Annotated in this window: 20 protein-coding genes; 10 read left to right on the top strand and 10 right to left on the bottom strand. The window is 30.9% G+C overall.

The genetic code is table 11. The features are described 5' to 3' along the window. Positions 1-100 precede the first annotated feature (100 nt). The 9 genes from VJY32_RS04780 to VJY32_RS04740 form a co-directional block, all read right to left on the bottom strand. Complete coding sequence (locus VJY32_RS04780; RefSeq protein WP_353676750.1) at positions 101-535, bottom strand: SoxR reducing system RseC family protein; 435 nt, start codon at positions 533-535, stop codon at positions 101-103. 246 nt (positions 536-781) lie between these two features. Continuing rightward, positions 782-1,603: an RnfABCDGE type electron transport complex subunit B gene (locus VJY32_RS04775; protein ID WP_353676749.1), complete on the bottom strand. Its 822-nt coding sequence runs from the start codon at positions 1,601-1,603 to the stop codon at positions 782-784. A 2-nt stretch (positions 1,604-1,605) separates the two neighbouring features. Then, positions 1,606-2,565 carry an FAD:protein FMN transferase gene (locus tag VJY32_RS04770; protein ID WP_353676748.1) on the bottom strand — a complete coding sequence of 320 codons (960 nt, stop codon included), beginning with the start codon at positions 2,563-2,565 and terminating at the stop codon, positions 1,606-1,608. Beyond that, a complete protein-coding gene (rsxA, locus tag VJY32_RS04765) occupies positions 2,565-3,137 on the bottom strand; it encodes an electron transport complex subunit RsxA (protein WP_353676747.1) in 573 nt (190 codons plus the stop codon). Before rsxA ends, VJY32_RS04770 begins: the two co-directional genes overlap by 1 nt. Positions 3,138-3,149: 12 nt before the next feature. Further along, positions 3,150-3,833, bottom strand: a complete 684-nt coding sequence (gene rsxE, locus VJY32_RS04760) for an electron transport complex subunit RsxE (protein WP_353676746.1) — start codon at positions 3,831-3,833, stop codon at positions 3,150-3,152. Next, the gene (locus VJY32_RS04755) at positions 3,830-4,393 is read right to left on the bottom strand and encodes an RnfABCDGE type electron transport complex subunit G (RefSeq protein ID WP_353676745.1); all 564 of its coding nucleotides are present in this window, start codon (positions 4,391-4,393) and stop codon (positions 3,830-3,832) included. The genes rsxE and VJY32_RS04755 overlap by 4 nt, the downstream gene beginning before the upstream one ends. Then, positions 4,390-5,355: an RnfABCDGE type electron transport complex subunit D gene (locus VJY32_RS04750; RefSeq protein WP_353676744.1), complete on the bottom strand. Its 966-nt coding sequence runs from the start codon at positions 5,353-5,355 to the stop codon at positions 4,390-4,392. Before VJY32_RS04750 ends, VJY32_RS04755 begins: the two co-directional genes overlap by 4 nt. Before the next feature lie 59 nt (positions 5,356-5,414). Continuing rightward, complete coding sequence (gene rsxC / locus VJY32_RS04745) at positions 5,415-6,734, bottom strand: electron transport complex subunit RsxC (protein ID WP_353676743.1); 1,320 nt, start codon at positions 6,732-6,734, stop codon at positions 5,415-5,417. A 188-nt stretch (positions 6,735-6,922) separates the two neighbouring features. After that, entirely contained in the window at positions 6,923-7,861 is a 939-nt protein-coding gene (locus tag VJY32_RS04740) for a metallophosphoesterase family protein (protein ID WP_353676742.1), read from the bottom strand. 226 nt (positions 7,862-8,087) lie between these two features. Here VJY32_RS04740 and VJY32_RS04735 point away from each other — a divergent pair, with 226 nt between their 5' ends. The 8 genes from VJY32_RS04735 (at position 8,088) to VJY32_RS04700 (ending at position 16,682) form a co-directional block, all read left to right on the top strand. Then, positions 8,088-9,095: a CDP-glycerol glycerophosphotransferase family protein gene (locus VJY32_RS04735; protein WP_353676741.1), complete on the top strand. Its 1,008-nt coding sequence runs from the start codon at positions 8,088-8,090 to the stop codon at positions 9,093-9,095. Between the two features lie 47 nt (positions 9,096-9,142). Continuing rightward, entirely contained in the window at positions 9,143-9,970 is an 828-nt protein-coding gene (locus tag VJY32_RS04730; protein ID WP_353676740.1) for a cytidylyltransferase domain-containing protein, read from the top strand. A gap of 242 nt (positions 9,971-10,212) precedes the next feature. After that, the gene (locus tag VJY32_RS04725) at positions 10,213-11,544 is read left to right on the top strand and encodes an aminotransferase class III-fold pyridoxal phosphate-dependent enzyme (protein WP_353676739.1); all 1,332 of its coding nucleotides are present in this window, start codon (positions 10,213-10,215) and stop codon (positions 11,542-11,544) included. Positions 11,545-11,548: 4 nt separating this feature from the next. After that, positions 11,549-12,352: an SDR family oxidoreductase gene (locus VJY32_RS04720; protein WP_353676738.1), complete on the top strand. Its 804-nt coding sequence runs from the start codon at positions 11,549-11,551 to the stop codon at positions 12,350-12,352. 42 nt (positions 12,353-12,394) lie between these two features. Continuing rightward, positions 12,395-12,928, top strand: a complete 534-nt coding sequence (locus tag VJY32_RS04715; protein WP_353676737.1) for a KdsC family phosphatase — start codon at positions 12,395-12,397, stop codon at positions 12,926-12,928. Then, a complete protein-coding gene (locus VJY32_RS04710) occupies positions 12,928-13,830 on the top strand; it encodes an N-acetylneuraminate synthase family protein (RefSeq protein ID WP_353676736.1) in 903 nt (300 codons plus the stop codon). Before VJY32_RS04715 ends, VJY32_RS04710 begins: the two co-directional genes overlap by 1 nt. Before the next feature lies 1 nt (position 13,831). Continuing rightward, on the top strand, positions 13,832-15,781 hold the full coding sequence (locus VJY32_RS04705; protein WP_353676735.1) for a retaining alpha-galactosidase: 1,950 nt from the start codon (positions 13,832-13,834) through the stop codon (positions 15,779-15,781). A 73-nt stretch (positions 15,782-15,854) separates the two neighbouring features. Continuing rightward, the gene (locus tag VJY32_RS04700; RefSeq protein ID WP_353676734.1) at positions 15,855-16,682 is read left to right on the top strand and encodes a sterol desaturase family protein; all 828 of its coding nucleotides are present in this window, start codon (positions 15,855-15,857) and stop codon (positions 16,680-16,682) included. Here the strand turns inward: VJY32_RS04700 and VJY32_RS04695 are convergent. Beyond that, the gene (locus tag VJY32_RS04695; RefSeq protein ID WP_353676733.1) at positions 16,672-18,258 is read right to left on the bottom strand and encodes a DUF4139 domain-containing protein; all 1,587 of its coding nucleotides are present in this window, start codon (positions 18,256-18,258) and stop codon (positions 16,672-16,674) included. The two genes, VJY32_RS04700 and VJY32_RS04695, sit on opposite strands and share 11 nt — an antisense overlap. A 199-nt stretch (positions 18,259-18,457) precedes the next feature. Between VJY32_RS04695 and VJY32_RS04690 the strand changes: the two genes are divergently transcribed. Together VJY32_RS04690 and VJY32_RS04685 are read left to right on the top strand one after the other, a co-directional pair. Beyond that, entirely contained in the window at positions 18,458-19,957 is a 1,500-nt protein-coding gene (locus VJY32_RS04690; RefSeq protein WP_353676732.1) for a two-component system sensor histidine kinase NtrB, read from the top strand. A gap of 10 nt (positions 19,958-19,967) precedes the next feature. Next, positions 19,968-21,353, top strand: a complete 1,386-nt coding sequence (locus VJY32_RS04685) for a sigma-54-dependent transcriptional regulator (protein ID WP_353676731.1) — start codon at positions 19,968-19,970, stop codon at positions 21,351-21,353. The last annotated feature ends 41 nt before the right edge of the window (positions 21,354-21,394 follow it).

The following is a 21,394-nucleotide window of genomic DNA, read 5'->3' as shown; positions in this document are numbered from 1 at the left end:
CAAGATTATCACTGATATATCTCTAGAGTGGTTATCTGTCTAATTTGCATTGCCTGCCTGCAGCAGGCAGGCGTGTGTTCTTATCTTATAGAAAAGAGTGCTAAGAGGTTTGCTTTACAGAAATTATTCGAGGATAAATTTTTGATGGTTTATATTTATTTATGAGAAATAAAATAAAATAGTAAATCATAACACAACCTAAACCACATAAAAAGGAATAAATTTCATTATTCCCGAAATCAAATAAATAAAAACTTAACATTATTCCAGCTATAAGTATCAGAAGTGGTAAAGCATAGATTAGAGCAGAAACTTTTAAAATCGTGTTTCCTTGAATTGATATTTTAACAATATCACCTGGTTGTGTATGAAAATTATCAATCACTTTTAAAGTTCTTAAGTTAGTATCTTTTGGTGAACATATTATTTTGGCTGAACAATGTTCACAATTATCATTTCTTGTTATAACAACTTCTGCAAATTTATTTGATGAAGTAATAACAATTCCTTCTTCAATTATTTCTTCTTGATACATTTATAAAATACCATATTGTAATAAATTATATCACACGGTTTTTTTGTATATAAGATTCATACTTTTTGCGATTATCTGCGTGAAAAGGTATTGATTTTTTAGCACACAGATGACACAGATTAGACAAGATTTTCGCAGATTTTATCTTATAGTTATCTGTCAAATCTGCGCTGCCTGCATCAGACAGGTCTGTGTTCTAATTTCTGAAAAAATCTCTCGCAGATTTTACAGATAAAATCACACAATTCATTTAGATATTACATTAACTTCAATAATTTTTCTAATTGCACCGGTTGAACATTTATCAAATGGAATTTTAGATTCATCAATTTTATCGTAATTAATTACGGCAAGATTATTAATCATTTCAATTCCACCATCAGATTTGCGAGCACATATTCCGCAGCCAATACATGCAGCTTTGCATACTTCTTTTGCTCTTTTAGGTTCATCCTGATTTTTACAGAAGACAAATATATTTCTATCAATAGGATGCATTTCAATAATGTTGCGCGGACAGGCTTTTGCACATAAGCCACAGCCTGTGCATAATTCTTCAATAACTTCTGGTATTTCATCATTTTCGTTCATTATTAAAGCACCAAAAGGACAAGTATTTACACAATCTCCACCACCTAAACATCCATAGAGACAAAGTTTATCGCCGCCTGATACAATTGACATTACCTCACAATTTTTTGGACCAATATAATTTACTGGTTTTTTAGTAGCATTAAATTTATTTCCATTGCATAAAATTCTTGGTATCATTTTAGTTGTCCCCGATGTTTTTATGCCAAGAATTTCTGCAATTAATTTTGCAGTTTCTTCTCCGCCTACTGGACAACCATTTGGTTGAATTTTTCCTTCTACAACTTTTACAGCAAAATCATAACATCCTGCGTTACCACAGGCACCGCAGTTTGCTCCTGGCAATATTTCATTAATTTTTTCAATTAAAGGATTTTCCTCTACACGAAGTTTTTTATCTGCAAATGCTAATCCACTTGAAAATAAAAATCCTAAACCTCCCATTGTTGCAATAGCAATTATCAATGTCATTTCCATAGTTACCTCGATAAATATTTTTCAAAATTTGAAGATTGATAAATTACTCCGGAAGAATCTACTATTATAACTTCTACATTTTTCAGGGATTCAGCTAATTTGATTCCTTTTTGAGGTCCTAACACAAAAATTCCAGTTGAAAGAGCGTCAGCTGTCATTGCATCATCAGCAATTACTGTAACTGATTGGCATTCATTTGCAGGATAACCCGTAATAGGATTAAAAATATGTGTAAATGTTTTTTTTCCTTTTTTGAAAAATTGTTCATAATCTCCTGAAGTTGAAACACCTTTTCCATCTACTTTGATTGTTGCTAAAAGTTCAAATTGCTTGCGTGGATGTTGAATTCCAATTTTCCAGTCTTTACCTCTTGCAAAAATTTCTCCGCCAACATTAATCAGATAGTTTTTAATTCCATAATTTGAGAGAATATTTGCAATTCTATCAGCTGCATAACCAGGAATGCATGCATTAAAATTTAGTTTAATATTAGCTGGTTTAATTAAAATATTTGGTTCTTTTAGAGTAATATTTTCCCATCCAATTTTTTTGAGTGCTTCTTTGATTTTTTGAGAAGGTGGAATGTCGGGAGAATTTTTATCAAAGCCAATTAATTCAATTAGATTTTCGAGTGTAACATCAAAACATCCATCAGTTATTTTCCAGAATTCATCGCATTTTTTTAGTACATAAAAAAATTCTTTGTCAACAATTATTTCATCTGCATCTGTATTGTTCAATTTCCACATTAGATTTCCAGTCATGTATGTAGAAAAAAGAGTATCAATTCTTCTTACTTCTTCGAATCCAGCATTAATTGCTTTATTTGCAATAACCTCATTAACACCACGAACTTGAATTTCTACAGTGCTGCCCATAGCAATAGTAGTGCGTTTAATAGTTTTACTATTGCTGCAGGAAATAAAAGTCAGTAATAGAATTATGTAAAAAAATTTTTTCATTAAATCATTCCTGCAAAACCCATAAATGCTAAAGCTAAAAGTCCAGCGGTGATTAATGTAATTGGTGCACCGCGAAAAACATTTGGAACATCTGCTAAGTCAAGTTCTTCTCTTATTCCAGCCATAATTAATAATGCAAGAGTAAATCCAGCGCCTGCACCTAAACCGAAAAAAATACTCTGCAGAAATGTATAATTTCTCATTGATAAAAGTAAAGCCAATCCAAGAATTGCGCAGTTTGTTGTAATTAATGGAAGAAAAATTCCAAGTGCACGATAAAGTGCAGGACTAATTTTTTTAATAACCATTTCAACAAACTGAACTAATGATGCTATAACAAGAATAAAAGAAGGAATTTGAAGAAAATCGAGATTGAATGGGATTAGAATTTTGAAATATAAAATCCAACTTACTACTGCGGTTAATACCATTACAAAAGTTGTAGCCATTCCCATTGAAAGAGCAGAAGAAATTTTATTTGATACACCGATAAAAGGACATATTCCTAAGAACATTGAAAGTACAAAATTATTTACAATTGCAGCTGATATAAAAATAATTAATAATTCCATTTACTCCTCCGCTTACTCGGCATTTTGAGAAAGATTTATTTCAGACGAATAATTTTTTCTGTATTTCTCAATTAATGATTTGTGTTCAATGTTTTTCTTTCTTTCAACATATGCATTTGCAATTCCCATTAGTAATCCTAAAGTTATAAATGCACCTGCAGGTAAAATCATTACAAGTAAAGGTTCAAATGAATCAGGGAGAATCTGATAACCAAAAATTGTTCTTGAACCAAGTAATTCTCTTATACTTCCAATAACAGTAAGTGAAATTAAAAATCCGACACCATTACCAAGTGCATCCATTATTGATCTTATAGGAGAATTTTTTGATGCAAAAGCTTCGGCTCTGCCTAGAATAATGCAATTTACGACAATCAATGGCACAAAAGGACCAAGAGCTTTACTTAGTTCTGGAAATTTTGCTTTCATTACTAAATCTGCAATTGTTACAAAAGTTGCAATGATTACAATATAAGATGCAATTCTAACTTGATTAGGAATTAGCTTACGAACGCATGAAATTAAAAAGCTTGAAAATACAAGAACAAATGTTGTTGCAAGTGCCATTGCTATTCCATTTATTGCTGAAACTGTTACAGCAAGAGTTGGACACATTCCAAGTATCTGTTTAAAAGTTGGATTTATTTCCCATAAACCTTTTGTAAATTCTTTCCAGATAGAAACTTGCTTTTTCATAAAGAACCTCTTTCTTTTAAGCTGCGTGCTTTTTGGATTCCATTATTCACAATTGCGACTACAGACTTTGAAGATATTGTAGCACCGGTAATTGTTTGAATCTCATTTGGTTCTTCAGGAGTTTTCCCTTTTATCCAATTAATTTGAGGAAATGTTTGAAGACCTTTAAATTGATTCTTAAAAGGTTCTTCGGTGATTTTTGTACCCAGTCCGGGAGTTTCAACTTGTTCTAAGATTTCAAGAGAAGTAATTTTATTTAAGTCGGTTGACAATCCCACCATCAATCTAATTTTTCCCTGGAAACCATTTCCTTCAAAAGCTAAAGAATAGCCAATAAAATTTTTATTGTCATCAAATACTTTGTAGATTTCAATATCATTTGTGTTAATTTTTTCGTAATACTTTCCATCAGGTTGAACAAGAAAAATTCCTTTTTCTGTTTCTGCTTTTTTATTTGCTGCTATTAATGGACTTGCCCATTCGTTTACTTTTGTAAGCAATGCACCGGAAATTATTCCAATAATAGTCAACACAACAATAATTTTGATAGTTTTTTTCATCCCTGCAAGCTCCGGATTTGTTCTCCAAAAATTCTTGGTACAGTCAACCTATTAATTAAAGGCACAAATGCATTCATAATAAGTATTGCATACATTACCCCTTCGGGTAGACCGCCAAAAATTCTAATTATAACAATGATTAATGAAATGCAAAATCCGAAAATCCACATTCCTTTTGAAGTAACTGGAGATGTAACCCAATCAGTAGCCATGTAAAAAGCTCCAAGAAGAAAACCACCGGCAAAAATGTGGAATAAAGGATTTGGATATTTTATCGGGTCAATTATCCAGAATATTCCTCCAAAAAGAATTATTCCAGCTATCATAGAAATAGGAATTCTCCAGTTTACAATTCCAACAATAATTAGAAAAATTCCACCGGCTAAAATTGCAATAGCAGAAGTTTCGCCGATTGAACCGCCAATGTTTCCTATAATCATAGGTTCAAGTTTAGTAAGTATTCTATCGAATTTGTAAGCAGCAAGCGGTGTGGCTGATGATATTGTATCAACAGAAAAATTTGGTTTTGACCATGTTGTCATTGCAACTGGAAAAGCTGCCTGTAAAAATGCTCTTCCAATTAATGCAGGATTGAATATATTAAAACCCAGTCCGCCAAATAATTCTTTGCCAATTGCTATTGAAAATATTGCTCCTAATGCAGTTGCAGTTAATGAAAAATTTGGAGGGAGAATTAATCCAAGTAATATTCCAGTTACTACTGCACTTCCATCATCAATTGTAATTTTCTTTTTACGAATTTTTTTGATAATAGCTTCTGTAATAGCAGCAAAGAAAATGCTGACCGAAACAATTAGTAATTGATATACACCAAAGAAAATAACACCTGATATTAAAGGAGGAAGTAATGAAAGTACAACAAACCACATTACCTTTTTTGTTGACCACTTTGAGTGAATATGCGGCGAGCTGCTTAATTCTAATCTGTTTAATTTTTCCATGATTAATTTTATTTCATATTTAGTATTTTTTTAATTATTTAATGAATGGATATAAATATCTATGTCATGATAACAACTTTTTGTTTTCCTGATCTTATCCATTGAACAAGAGGAATATTTGCTGGACAACTATATGTGCATGTTCCACATTCCATACATGTAGTTATTCCAAGTTTTTTCACCTCTTCATATTTTTTAAACTGAACCAAGCGAACCAATCGAGTTGGAATTAAATTTAGAGGACAAACTTCAACACATTTTCCACATCTTAAACAATTTGTTTCTTCAAAGTGATATGCTTCGTCTTCCGTAAGAACAAGTATACCCGAGGTAGCTTTAGTAATTGGAGCAGATAAATCATATTGAGCAAAGCCCATCATTGGACCGCCAAAAATTATTTTTTCTGCATCTTCTTTAATGCCACCACAAAAATTTAAAACATCAATTAAAGGTGTTCCAACTCTAACAATTAAATTTTTAGGTTGGTTAATTCCTTTGCCAGAAACTGTTAAAACAGCAGTTGTTTGAGGTTCTCCCTTTGTTACAGCATCGTGAATGGCTACAGCAGTTCCAATATTTTGAATAATGCAACCCACATCAAAAGGAAGTTTGCCAGGAGGAATTTCTCTTCCAGTTGCTGCTTTAATTAGCATCTTTTCTGCACCCTGCGGATATTTTGTTTTAAGAGCAATTACAGTAATATCAGAAAAGTTTGATACAGCTTTTTCAAGTTTATTGATGGCTTCTATTTTGTTATCCTCAATCCCAATTATTCCTTTTTTTACATTTGCAGCTTTCATAATTAATCGAAGTCCTGAAATTACATCATCAGTTCTTTCAAGCATTAATCTATAATCTCTTGTTAAATAGGGTTCACATTCGCAGCCATTAAGAATTATGTAATCAATTTTTTTATCAGGCGGAGGCGAAAGTTTTACATAAGTTGGAAATGCAGCTCCACCTAATCCTACAATTCCAGCATCTTTAACTCTTTGAATTATTTCTTCGGAGGTGACTTTTTCAGAATCGAGAGGAGGCAGTTTAACAAATTCTTCGTTTTCATAAGATTCAATGAAAATTGATTCTCTCATTAATCCATTGAAATAAACTGCTTCACCAATCTTTGTAATTTTTCCAGTAACCGAACTGTGAATGTTTGAAGAAATAAAACCATTCTGCTCTGCAATTAATTCTCCAGTTTTAATTTCCATCCCTTTTTTAATTAGAGGTCGTGCAGGTTTTCCAGTATGTTGTGAGAGAGGAATAATAACTTGTTTTGGAGTTGGCATAATTTCCAGAGGAAGATTTTCTGATAATTCTTTATAATCTCTGGGATGAATCCCCCCCTTAAAAGTTTTTTTATTATTTAATAAAAGCATAAGTATCTCATTTAATAGAACAGAATACTTACTAACGCATAATTTATGCCATTAATTTTATTGAATATTATTATTTATTCCAGGTAAATATTTGATTAAAGACATATAATCAAAGGTAAACAGGCTAATCGGAGCTTAAATTGAATTTACTTTTCAGATTTGAAAAAATGATTTGTTATTTTGAGAAATTATGAGGTGACTGTAGCAAATATTTCTTTATTATAAATTTTTTCTTTTTGATGGCTGTTATTATCAGCATTTATAATCTTTAAATTGATTTTAATATTTTCATTATCAATTTCAATGATAAATAAACCTGGTTCTGATCTTTCATCGCTTTCTATTGACCCGCCAGCATTTATAAATTTTATTCCTTTTCTGCTGTATTCTTTTAATTCATGACTGTGACCATGAAGAACAAGTTTGACATTGTTTTTCTTGAATAATTTAATCAGTTTTTTCTTGCCTCTTAATTTCATTGTGTAGCTTTCTATTTTATTCCATAATGCATTGAACGAACTTTTAGCTTCTACATTATTTTTATAGAAGTGATGATGAATCATTATGATTTTTAATTTGCTTTTAATCGAAGGCAGGTCGAATAATTTTTTTAGCTCTTTTTTTTGTTGTTTGGAAATTTTGCCATTTGATGCAAAAGGATTTTTTACTTTTGAATATTTGTCAATTGAGTTGAGTCCTATTAATACAATATTCCCAATTATTTTTGCATAAGGGTAAATGTTTTTAGAAACAGTAATTGTATTTTCAAAAAGTTCTTTAAAATAATTTTTGAATGAAAGAATTTTTTCTTCATAATTTGTCTGTAAACATTTTAATGGGAAATTAGATATATCATTAATTGACTGAATGCCGCCAAATATATCATGATTCCCAATTACTAAGGATGTTTTATCAAAATTAAATAGTTTGTTTGTTTCAAGAATCTTTCTTAGTATTATATAGTCATTTTCATTTGAGTTATCTGAAATATCGCCGGTAATAATTAAATGGTCGATATTTTCTTCTACAGCAAGTTTAATTAAGTGTTGAAGACGACGAATATTTTGCTTTTTGTAATTTTTACAAAGATGTAAATCGGAAATGTGTGCTAATTTTATTTTTTTCATATAACAAATTTATAGTTCCCTTGTTAAGAGAATATTAACACAATATTAACTAATCATTAACAAGTTTAAATTTGTTTTTGCTGTTCAATATTTTTATAAAGAATATTATTGAAATTATTTTTATGAGCTGGTAAATGATTTAATAATTTTTTAATCAAAAGATAACATTAGAGTAACAAAAGGTTAATAAATTTTTTTTAATATTGTTTTTTAAAAACGGGTATTTATGAAAAAGAAAATTTTATTCATCTGCGGTTCATTAAATCAAACTACCATGATGCATAAAATTTCAATGCATATGCAGGATTATGATTGTTATTTTACTCCTTACTATAGTGATGGATTTTTAGGATGGCTTGCTAAAAAAGGAATTCTTGATTTTACAATTCTTGGCGGCAATTTTAAAAAACAAACCGAAGAATATCTTAAGAAAAATGAATTAAAAGTTGATTACAAAGGCTTAAGCAATGATTATGATTTAGTTTATACCTGTGCAGACCTAATTATTCCGAAGAATATTAGAAATAAAAAAATAATACTTGTTCAGGAAGGGATGACTGACCCGGAGAATATTGGTTTTTACTTGGTAAAGTATTTTAACTTTCCTAGATGGATAGCAAGTACTTCTGCAATGGGAATGTCAAATTTATACGATATATTTTGTGTAGCTTCGGAAGGATACAAAAAGTTATTTATCAAAAAAGGAGCAGAACCTGAAAAAATTATTGTAACAGGCATTCCAAATTTTGATAATGCCAAACAATATTTGAATAATGATTTTCCTTATAAAAATTATGTACTTGTTGCTACATCTGATATGCGCGAAACATTTAAATACGAAAACAGGAAAAAGTTTATTAAAAAGTGTGTGGAAATTGCTAATGGCCGTCAATTAATATTTAAGCTGCATCCAAATGAAAAATATGAAAGAGCTGTTCGGGAAATAAATAAGTATGCTCCAGGAGCTCTAATATTTCAAAATGGAAATACAAATCATATGATAGCGAACTGTGATGTTTTGATTACTCGATATTCTTCTGTTGTATATATTGGACTTGCTTTAGGGAAAGAGGTTTATTCCTCTTTTGATATTAATGAATTGAAAGAATTAATGCCAATTCAAAATAACGGAACCTCAGCTGAAAGAATTGCAAGAATAGGAATTCATCTTTTAGAATCTCGAGATTACTCTCTTGAAGATATTCATGAGCAGTATGAACTTAAGGCAGTTTGATATTTTTGATATATAGTTAGCGAAAATATCAAACAAAAAAATATAAAATGAAAATTGTAACTGTAATTCAAGCAAGAATATCTTCTACACGACTTCCGGGCAAAGTTATGTTGCCTGTTCTCGGAAAGCCACTTTTGCTCAGAATGGTTGAAAGAGTAAAACAATCTAAATTTATTGGAGAACTTGTTATTGCAACTTCATCAAATTCAGAAGATGACCAGATTGAATTATTGTGTCTGGAAAATAATTTAAATTGTTTTAGAGGAGATTTAACAGACTTGCTGGACAGGCATTATCAAGCAGGTAAGATTTATAATGCAGATGCAGTAGTAAAAATTCCTTCAGATTGTCCATTGATTGACCCACATATAATTGATGCGGTTATTAAATATTATATTGATAACTCTGATAAATATGATTATGTGAGTAATCTTCATCCTGCTACTTATCCAGATGGAAATGATGTTGAAGTTGTTTCCTTTTCTGCATTAGAACGTGCATGGAAAGAAGCAGCCAGGGATTTTGAACGTGAACACACAACTCCATATATCTGGGAAAATCCAGATAAATTTAGAATTGGTAATGTAACATGGGAAACAGGACTTGATTATTCTACAACTCACCGCTGGACGATTGACTTCGAAGAAGATTATCAATTTGTAAAAAGAATTTATGAAGAGCTGTATGAACCTAATTATCTATTTGGACTTTATGACATTATAAATTTATTGAAACAAAAACCCGATATCTATGAAATTAATAAAAAGTATATTGGGAAATACTGGTATGAAAATCATCTGGATGAGTTAAAACATATTGATGATTATAAAGCAAAGATAAAACAAAAGATGGGATTAAATGAGAATAAAGAATAATTGATATTAATTTTGTTATAAAACTGAGCAAAGCAAATAATTTGTTGAGAAATGAAAATTTATAATAGAACACAGTAAACACAGATAAGACAGATTATCACAAGATTAAATCTGTGCAAATCTTGTCGCATTTGTGTAATCAGTGTTCTAAACATTCCACACATCAATGAGCTTAATAAAAAAATTATACTTTGTGATATTTTGTAGTTAAAAATTTTCTAAAAAAATATTATAGATGAGCTATGGCAAACAAAATAAGTTTATCAAATGATTATCCTGTAATCACAAAATCTGATGAGTACTATAATCGCGCACTTGGACTTATTCCATCTGTCACACAAACATTAGCAAAAGGACCAGGGCAGTGGATTAAAGGTGTAGCACCAAAATACCTTGTCAAAGGAAAAGGTTCTCATGTTTGGGATGTTGATGGTAACGAGTATATCGATTTCATGATGGCTGTTGGACCACTTTCACTTGGTTATGCATATCCAAAAGTAGACGAAGCAATTAAAAAGCAGCTTGAAGATGGAATTACTTTTTCAATGATGCACCCACTCGAAGTTGAAGTAGCAGAACTTATTCATTCACTTATTCCTAATGCAGAAGCAATAAGATACAGCAAAACTGGAGCAGATGTTACAAGTGCAGCTGTTCGTCTAGCTCGTGCTTATACAGGCAAAAATAAAATTTTATGCTGCGGATATCATGGATGGCACGATTGGTATATTTCTGTAACTGCTAGAAATCAAGGCATTCCCGAATCAGTTCAATCATTAACTTACACTTTTAATTATAACGATATTGATTCAGTTAAAAACTCAATTGATGATGACACAGCTGCAGTAATTTTAGAACCAGTAGTTTTTCAGGAACCAAAAGATAATTTTTTACATAAGCTTGCAGATTTATGTAAAGAGAAAAATGTAGTTTTGATATTTGATGAAATGTGGACTGGATTTAGAATGGCTCTCGGTGGTGCACAGGAATATTTTGGGATTACACCAGATCTTGCAACTTATTCAAAAGCAGTTGCTAATGGAATGCCAATAGCAATATTAACAGGAAGAAAAGAAATTATGAACTTATTGGATGAAAATGTTTTCTTCTACACTACTTTTGGCGGCGAGGCTCTTTCACTTGCTGCTGCAAAAGCGACTATTGAAGAGCTTAAAGAAAAAAATGTTCCTCAGTATCTTAATCAAATGGGGAAGAAATTAAAAGATGGTTATAATGAAATTGCACAAAAACTAAATATGGATTATACGAAAGCAATAGGTTATAACTGGCGTTCCATGGCTACTTTTGATGAAAAAGCAGGTGACCCGTTACTTCAAAAATCTTTAATGCAGCAGGAAATGATTAAACGCGGTGTTTTATGGCAAGGATTTCATAATATGTCTTTTTCTCATACTGAAGAGGATATTGATTATACGCTTTCTGCACTTGAGGAATCTTTATCAATATTAAAGCAAGCTGTTGAAAAAAATAATTTAAAGCAAATGTTAAAAGGAGAACCTGTTGAGCCTGTTTTTAGAAAGGTAGATAACTTTAATATGAAACCCAAAAAGTAATTTTATGGATTTATTTTCATTAAAAAACAAAGTTGCAATTGTTACAGGAGCTATCGGGCTAATTGGCAAAGAGCATTGTAAGGCTCTAAGCGATGCAGGTGCAAATATTGTAGTTGCTGATTTAGATGAAGATAAGTGTAAAGAATTTGCTGCATCGCTGCCAACCGAGTCAATCGGAATTTATCTGGATGTAACAAATTTAGAATCAGTAAAAAATCTTAGAGATAAAGTTCTCGATAAATTTGGTCACATTGATATTCTTGTCAATAATGCAGCAATTAATGATATGTTTGAAAATCCCAAAGCTGCAAGCGAACTATCAAAGTTTGAAAATTATCCATTAGAACTCTGGCAAAAATCTGTAGATGTTAATTTAACAGGTGTATTTCTCTGTTCTCAAGTTATTGGTACTGTAATGGCAAAGCAGAAGTATGGAAGTATTATCAACATTGCATCAACATATGGAATTACAGCTCCTGACCAATCTTTATACAAAAAAGAAGATGGAACACAAAATTTTTATAAACCACCTGCATATTCTGCCACAAAGGGTGCTGTTATAATGTTTACAAAATATCTTGCAGCTTATTGGGGAAAAGATGGCGTAAGAGTTAATACATTGACACCAGGTGGAGTAGAAAATTCTCAGGATGAATTTTTCATCAAAAAATATTCAAGCAGAACTATGCTTGGAAGAATGGCTAAACCTACCGATTACAAAGGTGCATTAATTTTTCTTGCGAGTGATGCTTCATCATATATGACAGGCGCTAACCTAATTGTAGATGGTGGATGGACTGCATGGTAATTAAGTCTTCCTTAAAATTTTTCAAAATAAATCTAAAAAAATATGGCAAAGAAAAAATATTCTAAAAAACAGCTTCTTAAAAAAGCTTCTAAAATCAAATTACTTCTTACTGATGTAGATGGCGTTCTTACGGATACTGGAGTTTATTATTCAGCAAAAGGAGAGGAGATGAAAAGATTTTCTATTCGTGATGGAATGGGAGTTGAAAGATTAAGAAGCCTTGTTAATGTAGAAACTGGAATTATAACCAGAGAAGATACTGAAATTGTAAAAAGCAGAGCTAAAAAGCTCAAAATATCAGAACTTCATCTTGGAGTTCTTGAAAAAGAAAAAATTCTTAATGAAATACTTCAAAGAAAAAAATTATCAATCGAAGAAGTTGCTTACATAGGAGATGATACAAATGACATTGAAATTATGAAAAGAGTTGGATTAAGTGCTTGTCCAACCGATGCAACAGCATTTGCAAAAAGAGTTGCAGATTATATAACTAAACACAAAGGCGGTCATGGTGCATTTCGAGACTTTGCAGAATTAATAATTACATCAAAATTAAATTCAAAAAAGAGGGAATAATGAAACCAAATAAAATAAAAGTTGGAAGACATTATATTGGCGAAGGAGAACCAGTTTACATTATCGCAGAAATAGGAATTAATCATAATGGTTCAGTGGAACTTGCCAAGAGATTAATTGATGGAGCAATCTTTGCAGGTTGCAATGCAGTTAAATTTCAAAAAAGAACACCAGAGCTTTGTGTTCCAAAAGACCAATGGGATATTGAAAGAGATACACCATGGGGAAGAATTACATACATTGAATACCGCCGTAAAGTTGAATTTGGATATGATGAGTATAAAGAAATAGATTCTTATTGCAAACAAAGAGGAATTGATTGGTTTGCTTCTGCATGGGATGTAGAAGCAGTTGATTTTCTTGAAAAGTTTAATCCAGTTATGTACAAAATTGCATCTGCATCTTTAACAGATGAAAATCTTTTAAGAAAAATAAAATCAACAAATAGGCCTGTTATGCTTTCTACAGGTATGTCAACACTTGAACAGGTAGAAGAAGCTGTAGAATTACTTGGCACTGACAATCTTCTAATTGCACAATCAACATCAACGTATCCTTGCAGTGTAGACGAACTTAATTTAAAAGTTATCCAGACTTATAAAGAAAAATTTCCCGGAGTTCCAATTGGTTATTCTGGTCACGAAACAGGTTTGGCTCCTACACTTGCGGCAGTTGCCCTTGGAGCTACATTTGTAGAAAGACATATAACATTAGACCGCGCTATGTGGGGAACAGATCAAGCAGCCTCGGTTGAAATTGGTGGAATGTTTAGATTGGTTAAAGATATTCGTGATATTGAAAAAGCTCTTGGAGATGGAATTAAAAAAGTATATGACAGTGAGTTAAGTAGTATGAAAAAACTAAGAAGATTTTATAAAGAAATTGTAAACTCTGGAGGTTAAAATGAAAAAGTTCATTTTGATTATATTATTGATTTCTTCATGTCGATTTTTAGCAAAAGAGTATGTTGTTCAGTCACCTAATAAAAGTTTGCAGGTAACAATTAATATTACTGATGAAATTACTTATTCTATTTCAAAAAATAACAAACAAATTATCACTCCATCTCGATTATCACTGAAATTGTCTGACAATCTGATACTGGGACAAAAACCAATTATAATTGATTCTAAAACAAAAACTATAAATGATATTTTAAAACCAATAGTTAAACAAAAGTACGATACTATCAAAGATAATTACAATGAATTAACTCTTAATTTCAAAAATAATTATTCACTTATATTTAGAGTTTATGATGATGGAGTTGCTTATAGATTTAAAACAGATTTTAAAGATGAAATAATTGTTTACTCAGAATTATTTGAAGTAAATTTTCCAGAAAATTATAAAATTTATTTTCCTGAAGAAGAAAGTTTCATGTCGCATTCAGAAAGATTATATCAGTATATTAATCTGAGTGATGTTAATTCAAAAAGATTTTGCTCTTTACCAGCACTGATTGAAATAGATAAAAACATCAAATGTGCAATTACAGAAGCTGACCTCGAAGATTATCCCGGAATGTATTTGCAGGGAAATGATGAATCAAAATATAAACTTGTTGGACTTTTCCCGAATTATCCATCAAAAGAAGAAGCAAAAAATGATAGAGATATATATGTTATTGAACGAGAAAATTTCTTAGTTAAAACAAAAGGAAGAAGAACTTTCCCTTGGCGTGTTTTTGTAATTACAGATAATGATGGACAACTTATAGAAAGTACAATTATCTATAAGCTTGCAAAACCACATCAAAGTGATATTGATTTTTCATGGATTAAACCAGGTAAAGTAGCATGGGATTGGTGGAATGCAAATAATATTTATGGTGTAGATTTTCGAGCTGGCATTAATACTGAAACTTATAAATATTATATTGACTTTGCATCAAAATATGGAATTGAATATGTAATACTTGATGAAGGTTGGTATAAAACGGGGAATTTATTTGAATTAAATCCTGACATTGATATAAAAGAAATTGTTGAATATGGCAAACAAAAAAATGTTGGAATTATTTTGTGGACAATTTGGAAAACCTTAGATGACCAGTTTGAAAAAGCTATGAATCAATTTGAAAATTGGGGCATTAAAGGAATCAAAGTAGATTTTATGCAAAGAGATGATGCATGGATGGTAAATTATTATTATAAAGTTGCTAAAGAAGCTGCAAAGAGAAAATTCCTTGTTGATTTTCATGGTGCTTATAAACCCACAGGATTGTATAGAACTTTTCCAAATGTAATAACAACTGAAGGGGTGATTGGTTTAGAGCATAATAAGTGGAGTGAAAATGTAACTCCAAGACATACTGTTACAATTCCTTTTATAAGAATGCTTGCAGGTCCAATGGATTTTACACCTGGAGCAATGCGTAACGGAACAAAAGAAAATTTTAGAATAATTTTTAATGAGCCTATGAGTCAGGGCACAAGATGTCATCAACTTGCAATGTATGTTATTTACGAAAGTCCATTACAAATGCTTGCCGATTCTCCAACAAACTATCTGAAAGAAAAAGAATGCATGGAATTTTTGTCAATAGTTCCAACTGTATGGGATTATACAAAAGTTCTTAATGCTAAAGTTGGGGAATATATTTTAATCGCAAGAAAAAATGAGAACAAATGGTTTATTGGAGCAATGACTGATTGGAACCCAAGAAAACTTGAAGTTGATTTTTCATTTCTTGATGAAAACAAAGAATATCAAATTACAATTTATCAGGATGGAATTAATGCTGATAGAAATGCCAACGATTATAAAATCATTAAAAGAACCATAACAAAAAATGATAAACTTGAAATCCAATTAGCCCCTGGCGGTGGCTGTGTTGCTGTTATTCAATAATTCTATATGATTATTATAAACTTATTCAGTAATTAGTTTGTTCTTAAAGAAAAATTAAGAACACTTATCAAATATGCATTTAGAAAATTATGAAATAATTTCTTATTTAATTATTATCTCTGCTGCTCTGTTGTTTATAATCCTTGAAAGAATTTTCCCTTACAATAAAGGACAGAAAATTTTAAGAGAAGGTTTTTTTGATGACCTTGCTTTATATACTATTGCTCAAAGTTATATACTTGGAATTTTCATATTTACATTTATTATAAATTCGATTGATAGTATTACCGGTTTATCTCGTTTAAGATTATTTGCAAATGTTCCAATCTGGCTTCAGTTAATTTTTTATTTGGTAACTCATGATTTTTATATTTATTGGATGCATAGATGGCAACATAAAAATAAATTTTTGTGGCGTTTGCACGAAGCTCATCATTCTCCTAAAAAAGTTGACTGGCTTTCAGGTTCAAGGTCACATGCCTTCGAAATATTAATTAATCAAACTGTAGAATTTCTTCCAATTGTTCTTCTTGGCTCACCACCGGAAGTTGCTGCATATAAAGGAGTAATCAGTGCGGTGTGGGGGATGTATATCCATTCAAATATCAATGTGAAAACAGGAAAACTGCAGATGTTTATTAATGGTCCAGAAATGCATAGATGGCATCACACTACTGGGAAAGGCCGAAATAAAAATTTTGCCACAAAACTTGCTATATGGGATTGGATTTTTAATACAGCATATCTACCAGATGAAAAAGCAAAGGAGTATGGCCTGAAAACATATTTCCCGGAAAATTATTTCAAACAATTTATCTATGCATTCAGACCATTTCAAAAAAGTAACAAAAATATTTTTTCAAAAATTATTTCAATAGAAAAATCTGAGATTACAAATTAGGAATTATCCTGTCTTTTGGATAACGAACTGAGTAAATAAATTTTCTATTTGCAGCTTCAGAAGCTTTTAATTCAATAATCCATCTTATCTTTCCTTCGTTTTCGAAATATGAACCTTTGTCGGAATCAATTAATTTTACTTTTATTTGTTCATTCTTTGAAATCGGAATTTGATCTTCAACAATTATTTTTACTGGAATTGTTTTGTTATTCTTAATTTTTATTTCGTAAGCAAATGTTCTTTCAATGTCACTGCTAAGAAATTTACTTTCTGTAAAATCTTTGATTGTTTGCTTTGAACAAGATATGTTCTGGTCTCTCCCAAGTGAAATTGTTAATGTATCTTTTGATGTAAATGGATTAATAAATGTTTTCCCTACGAAAGAATTTTCAAAGAAGATGTTCATTTCACCTGGCAAAAAATTAAATTCGTTCCAGTTGCTTAAGTAAGCAACAAGAAAGGCATTATTATCTAATTTTGGAACAGCATAGTATTCATATGTTGCAGGAATGGAAAAGTTTTGTAATTCAATTATATGAGATTTATTGTCGGAAGGGATGGAATATTTAATTGAAGGAACAAATTCAGAAGAAAGCTGTGATTGAGTGACTTCAAAATAATCTGCTAGTGATTCTGATTCAGCGGCACTTTCAACTACTGCAGACATTGGTGAAAAAACTTTTTGTGATAATCCAATATCTTTTCTTAACATGGGTCTTTCAAAATCTACAAACCAGGGATAAAGTTCAGGTTTATTATTGTTCTGAATTGTATTTCTTGTAGATAATACTATGTCAATATTTTCCCAGTCTAAACCACTGTTTTGTTTAATGCTTGCTTTATAATTCAAAATTGCTGGAGAATCAAGCTTGTTTACACGAATATCATAAACAGGTTGCCATAATGCATCGTTGATTAAATATGAAATGATAAATTCTGCTTCACATTTTGATTTTGCAGAAACAGATACTACTAATTCATTTACAGGTTTGTTGATGTTATTGTTTAGTTCATTAAGTTGTTTAGTAATTCGGTCAATATTTTTTTGAATGTTTTTTATTTCGAGTGATATTTCAGTTATTCTGTTTTTTATTTCTGTTAATCTTTTTCTGAAGTATTCACCAAATTTTTGTAGTTCTGCAACTGTAACACCTTTTTCTTTGCTGCCAATTTCTTTGTTAGCGTTTAGTAAATCAATTTCTGCTTTAAGAACTTCTATTTCATTTTGTTTTGAAGAAAGATTTTTATTTAATATCTCCAGAGAGTCTTCGAGCATTTTAATTTGTTTGCTTTTCTCAGGTAATTTTAGATAATCCACTTTCTGGTTAACAGTAAGAATTATAATATCTCCCTTTGCCGAAATATTAATGCTGTTTGGGTCAATATTCTGCGCAACATCAGTAAAAATTAAATCTGATTTCCCTTTCTCGAGTTTTACTTTTGCTGAATGAGTAATTTCTGCACCTCTTAAAAAAACTTTTATACCAGTTATATTTGCTTTTATGAACTGTTCATCTGAAGCGTAAACATGATTAAAAAAACCGAGAATTAATAAAAATATGATTGATGGTTTCATAAATTCCTCTTTCTTTAAAAAACTGCTTCTTATATACTTAAATTGATATTTCAGTTCCATCAGTAAAAGTTTGTTTGGAAAATTTCAACCTTTCAATTGAGAAATGGTTTCTTTAATTTTGTCTGCAAATAATTACTTTATTATATAAAATACTTCTGAAATTTATTGTTTATTCTGCCATTAACCAATCATTTAATGAATGAAAAAATTATTAATAGAATTTCTAAGAAAACATTTTTACCAGGTATCAGAAAATTGGAGCAGTAAGCTAATTCAACTTTTTAAAGAAAAGCTGTTAAATGCACAAATAAATACTTTTGTAGAAAGCAGTATTACTACCTTTATTGAAGTATTAGAACAGGGTGATTATAAAATAGCCGACCAGTATCTAATTGACATTTATACTTTGTTCTCAAGGTCCAATTTAAATTTGCTTGAAGTAAGCCAGATGTTCAGTCAGGGGAGATATGCTGTATTGAATGTTATTGAGAAAGAAATTGCAAGTCCTATTGACCCTGTTATTTTACTTGGCTTTATTGATGAAATAATTGAACAGGTACTTGTGCGGTATGCAATGTTACATCAAGAAGCTAAGATGAATGAATTAAAATATGAAAGGGACCGCCTGGCATTCAAACTCGAACTTAATCAACAATATCTAAAAAATATTCTCCATACTTCAGATTCTGCAATTATGATGGTAGATGAAAATGAAAAATTTATTGCTTGGAATAAAGGAGCTGAGAGAATTTTTGGATATACAGAACAGGAAATTATTGGTAAACCATCTTCATTTCTTTTACCGGAAGGAGAAAAATATCAAGAAGAATTAAGACAGATTCAGGAAGAGGTTAAAAAAGGGGCTACAAAAATTTTAGAGACAGAAAGAAAAACAAAAGATGGAAGAATTATAAGTGTTAAACTGAGCGTTTCAAAACTGCCCGGCAGCAAAGGGGATTATTCGGGACGTTCAATTATTATTAAAGATTTTACTGAGTTCAAAAAACTTCAGGCACAAATTGACCAATCAGAAAAATTAGCTGTTATTGGCCAACTTGCTGCAGGTGTTGCACATGAAATTGGAAATCCACTTGCATCAATTTCTTCTCTGGTTCAAATACTTCAAAGAAAAAGTCAAGACCCCTTTATAAGCGAACAATTATCTCACATCAAAGAAAACATTGATAGAATTTCAAGAATTGTGAGAGAGCTTGTTGATTTTTCAAGACCGCCAAGTTATGAACGTGCAATGCACGATATTACGGATATTGTAAAAACAGCACTTGGTATTGTTAAGTACGACAAGCGAGTTCGCAATGTAAAGTTCGATACAGATTTGAAAAAAAGCTTGCCTGAAATTAACGTTGCGGCAGATCAATTGCTTCAGGTCTTTGTAAACATTCTTATTAATGCACTTGATGCTATAGAAGGAAACGGGATTATTACAGTAAAATCAGATTCTGACGAAGAGAATATTTATGTGCATATTACTGATAATGGTTGCGGTATGGATGAAAAAACGATCGAAAAAATTTTTGACCCATTCTTCACAACAAAAGAAGTTGGAAAAGGAACAGGTCTTGGTTTATCTGTAAGTTATGGAATTATAAAGCAATATAATGGAGAAATTTTGGTTAAGAGTAAATTGAACGAAGGAAGTACATTTACAGTTAAAATTCCAATTAAACAAAATACTTGAGGAAAAAAATATGTCAGCAAAAATTTTAATTGCAGATGATGAAAAACCAATACGAGATTCTTTGAAAATGGTGCTTGAAGAGGAAGGTTATAAAATTGAAGTTGTTGGAGATGGTGAAGAAGCACTGCAAAAAATTCAAACAGCAAAAGGAGACGAAAATTTTGATATAGTTATAACGGATATAAAAATGCCTAAACTTGATGGCATGCAGCTTATTGAAAAAGCTTCGAGAATTTCTCCAGAGACATTTTTTATTATAATGACTGCTTATGCATCAGTTAATACTGCAATCGAAGCATTGCGGCAGGGTGCTTATGATTATTTAATAAAACCAATAGAATTTGATGACTTAATTATTCGTGTAAAAAGACTGCTTGAATACAAAAAACTTGCTCTTGAAAATAAAACACTTCGTCAAAGAATTTCGACTGGTTTCGACTTTACAAATTTAATCGGCAAAAGCGATGCAATGAAAAAAGTTTTTTCGATAATTGCTCAGGTGGCGCCAACTAACAGCAATGTATTAATTACAGGGAAAAGCGGAACGGGCAAAGAACTTGTTGCAAAAGCTATTCATTACAATAGCAAAAGAAAAGATAAAATTTTTCTTCCTGTTAATTGTGGCGCAATAGCAGAAAATTTAATTGAAAGCGAACTTTTTGGACATAAAAAAGGAGCATTTACCGGCGCAACTGAAGATAAAATCGGTTTATTCAAAGTTGCAGATGGAGGAACATTATTTCTCGATGAAATTGGTGAACTCCCCTTAAATCTTCAGGTTAAACTGCTCAGAGCAATTGAAGATAAAGAATTTATTCCTGTTGGTGGTATTAAACCAGTAAGCACAGATGTAAGAATTATTGCAGCCACAAATCAAAATCTTTACGAAAAAACAAAAACAGGAGAATTTAGAGAAGACTTATACTATCGACTCAATGTTGTTGAAATAAATCTTCCTACATTGAACGAAAGAAAGGAAGATATTCCTCTTCTTGTTAATCACTTTCTGGAAAAATATTCGAAAGAAATGGGGAAAAAAATTATTGGCGTTGATAATGATACAATGAAAATTTTAATGTCTCATGAATGGCGCGGTGGAGTAAGAGAACTTGAAAACATTATTGAGCGAGCAGTAATATTTTGCAATAAAGACATTATTACTATTGATGACCTTGCAGAATATATTCGTGGAAATGCAGAAACTTATGAATATCCTGATTCACTCAAAGAAGCTCTTCACAATTTTGAAAGAGAACATATTATCAAAACAATGAAAAAATATGATTACAATAAAGAAGAAGTTGCAAAAGCTCTTGAAATAGGTTTATCTTCTTTATATAGAAAAATGGACGAACTAAATATTCCAACCAAACCTCCAATCGATGATAATAATTAAAAATTGTTCTGTTAATAAATTATTATTTTATCTAAGCTGAA

The organism is Rosettibacter primus (genome assembly GCF_036860675.1).
GTDB classification, from domain to species: Bacteria; Bacteroidota; Ignavibacteria; order Ignavibacteriales; family Melioribacteraceae; genus Rosettibacter; species Rosettibacter primus.
Note: the sequence above shows the minus strand (reverse complement) of the source record. Positions and strands in the feature narration are given on the sequence as shown.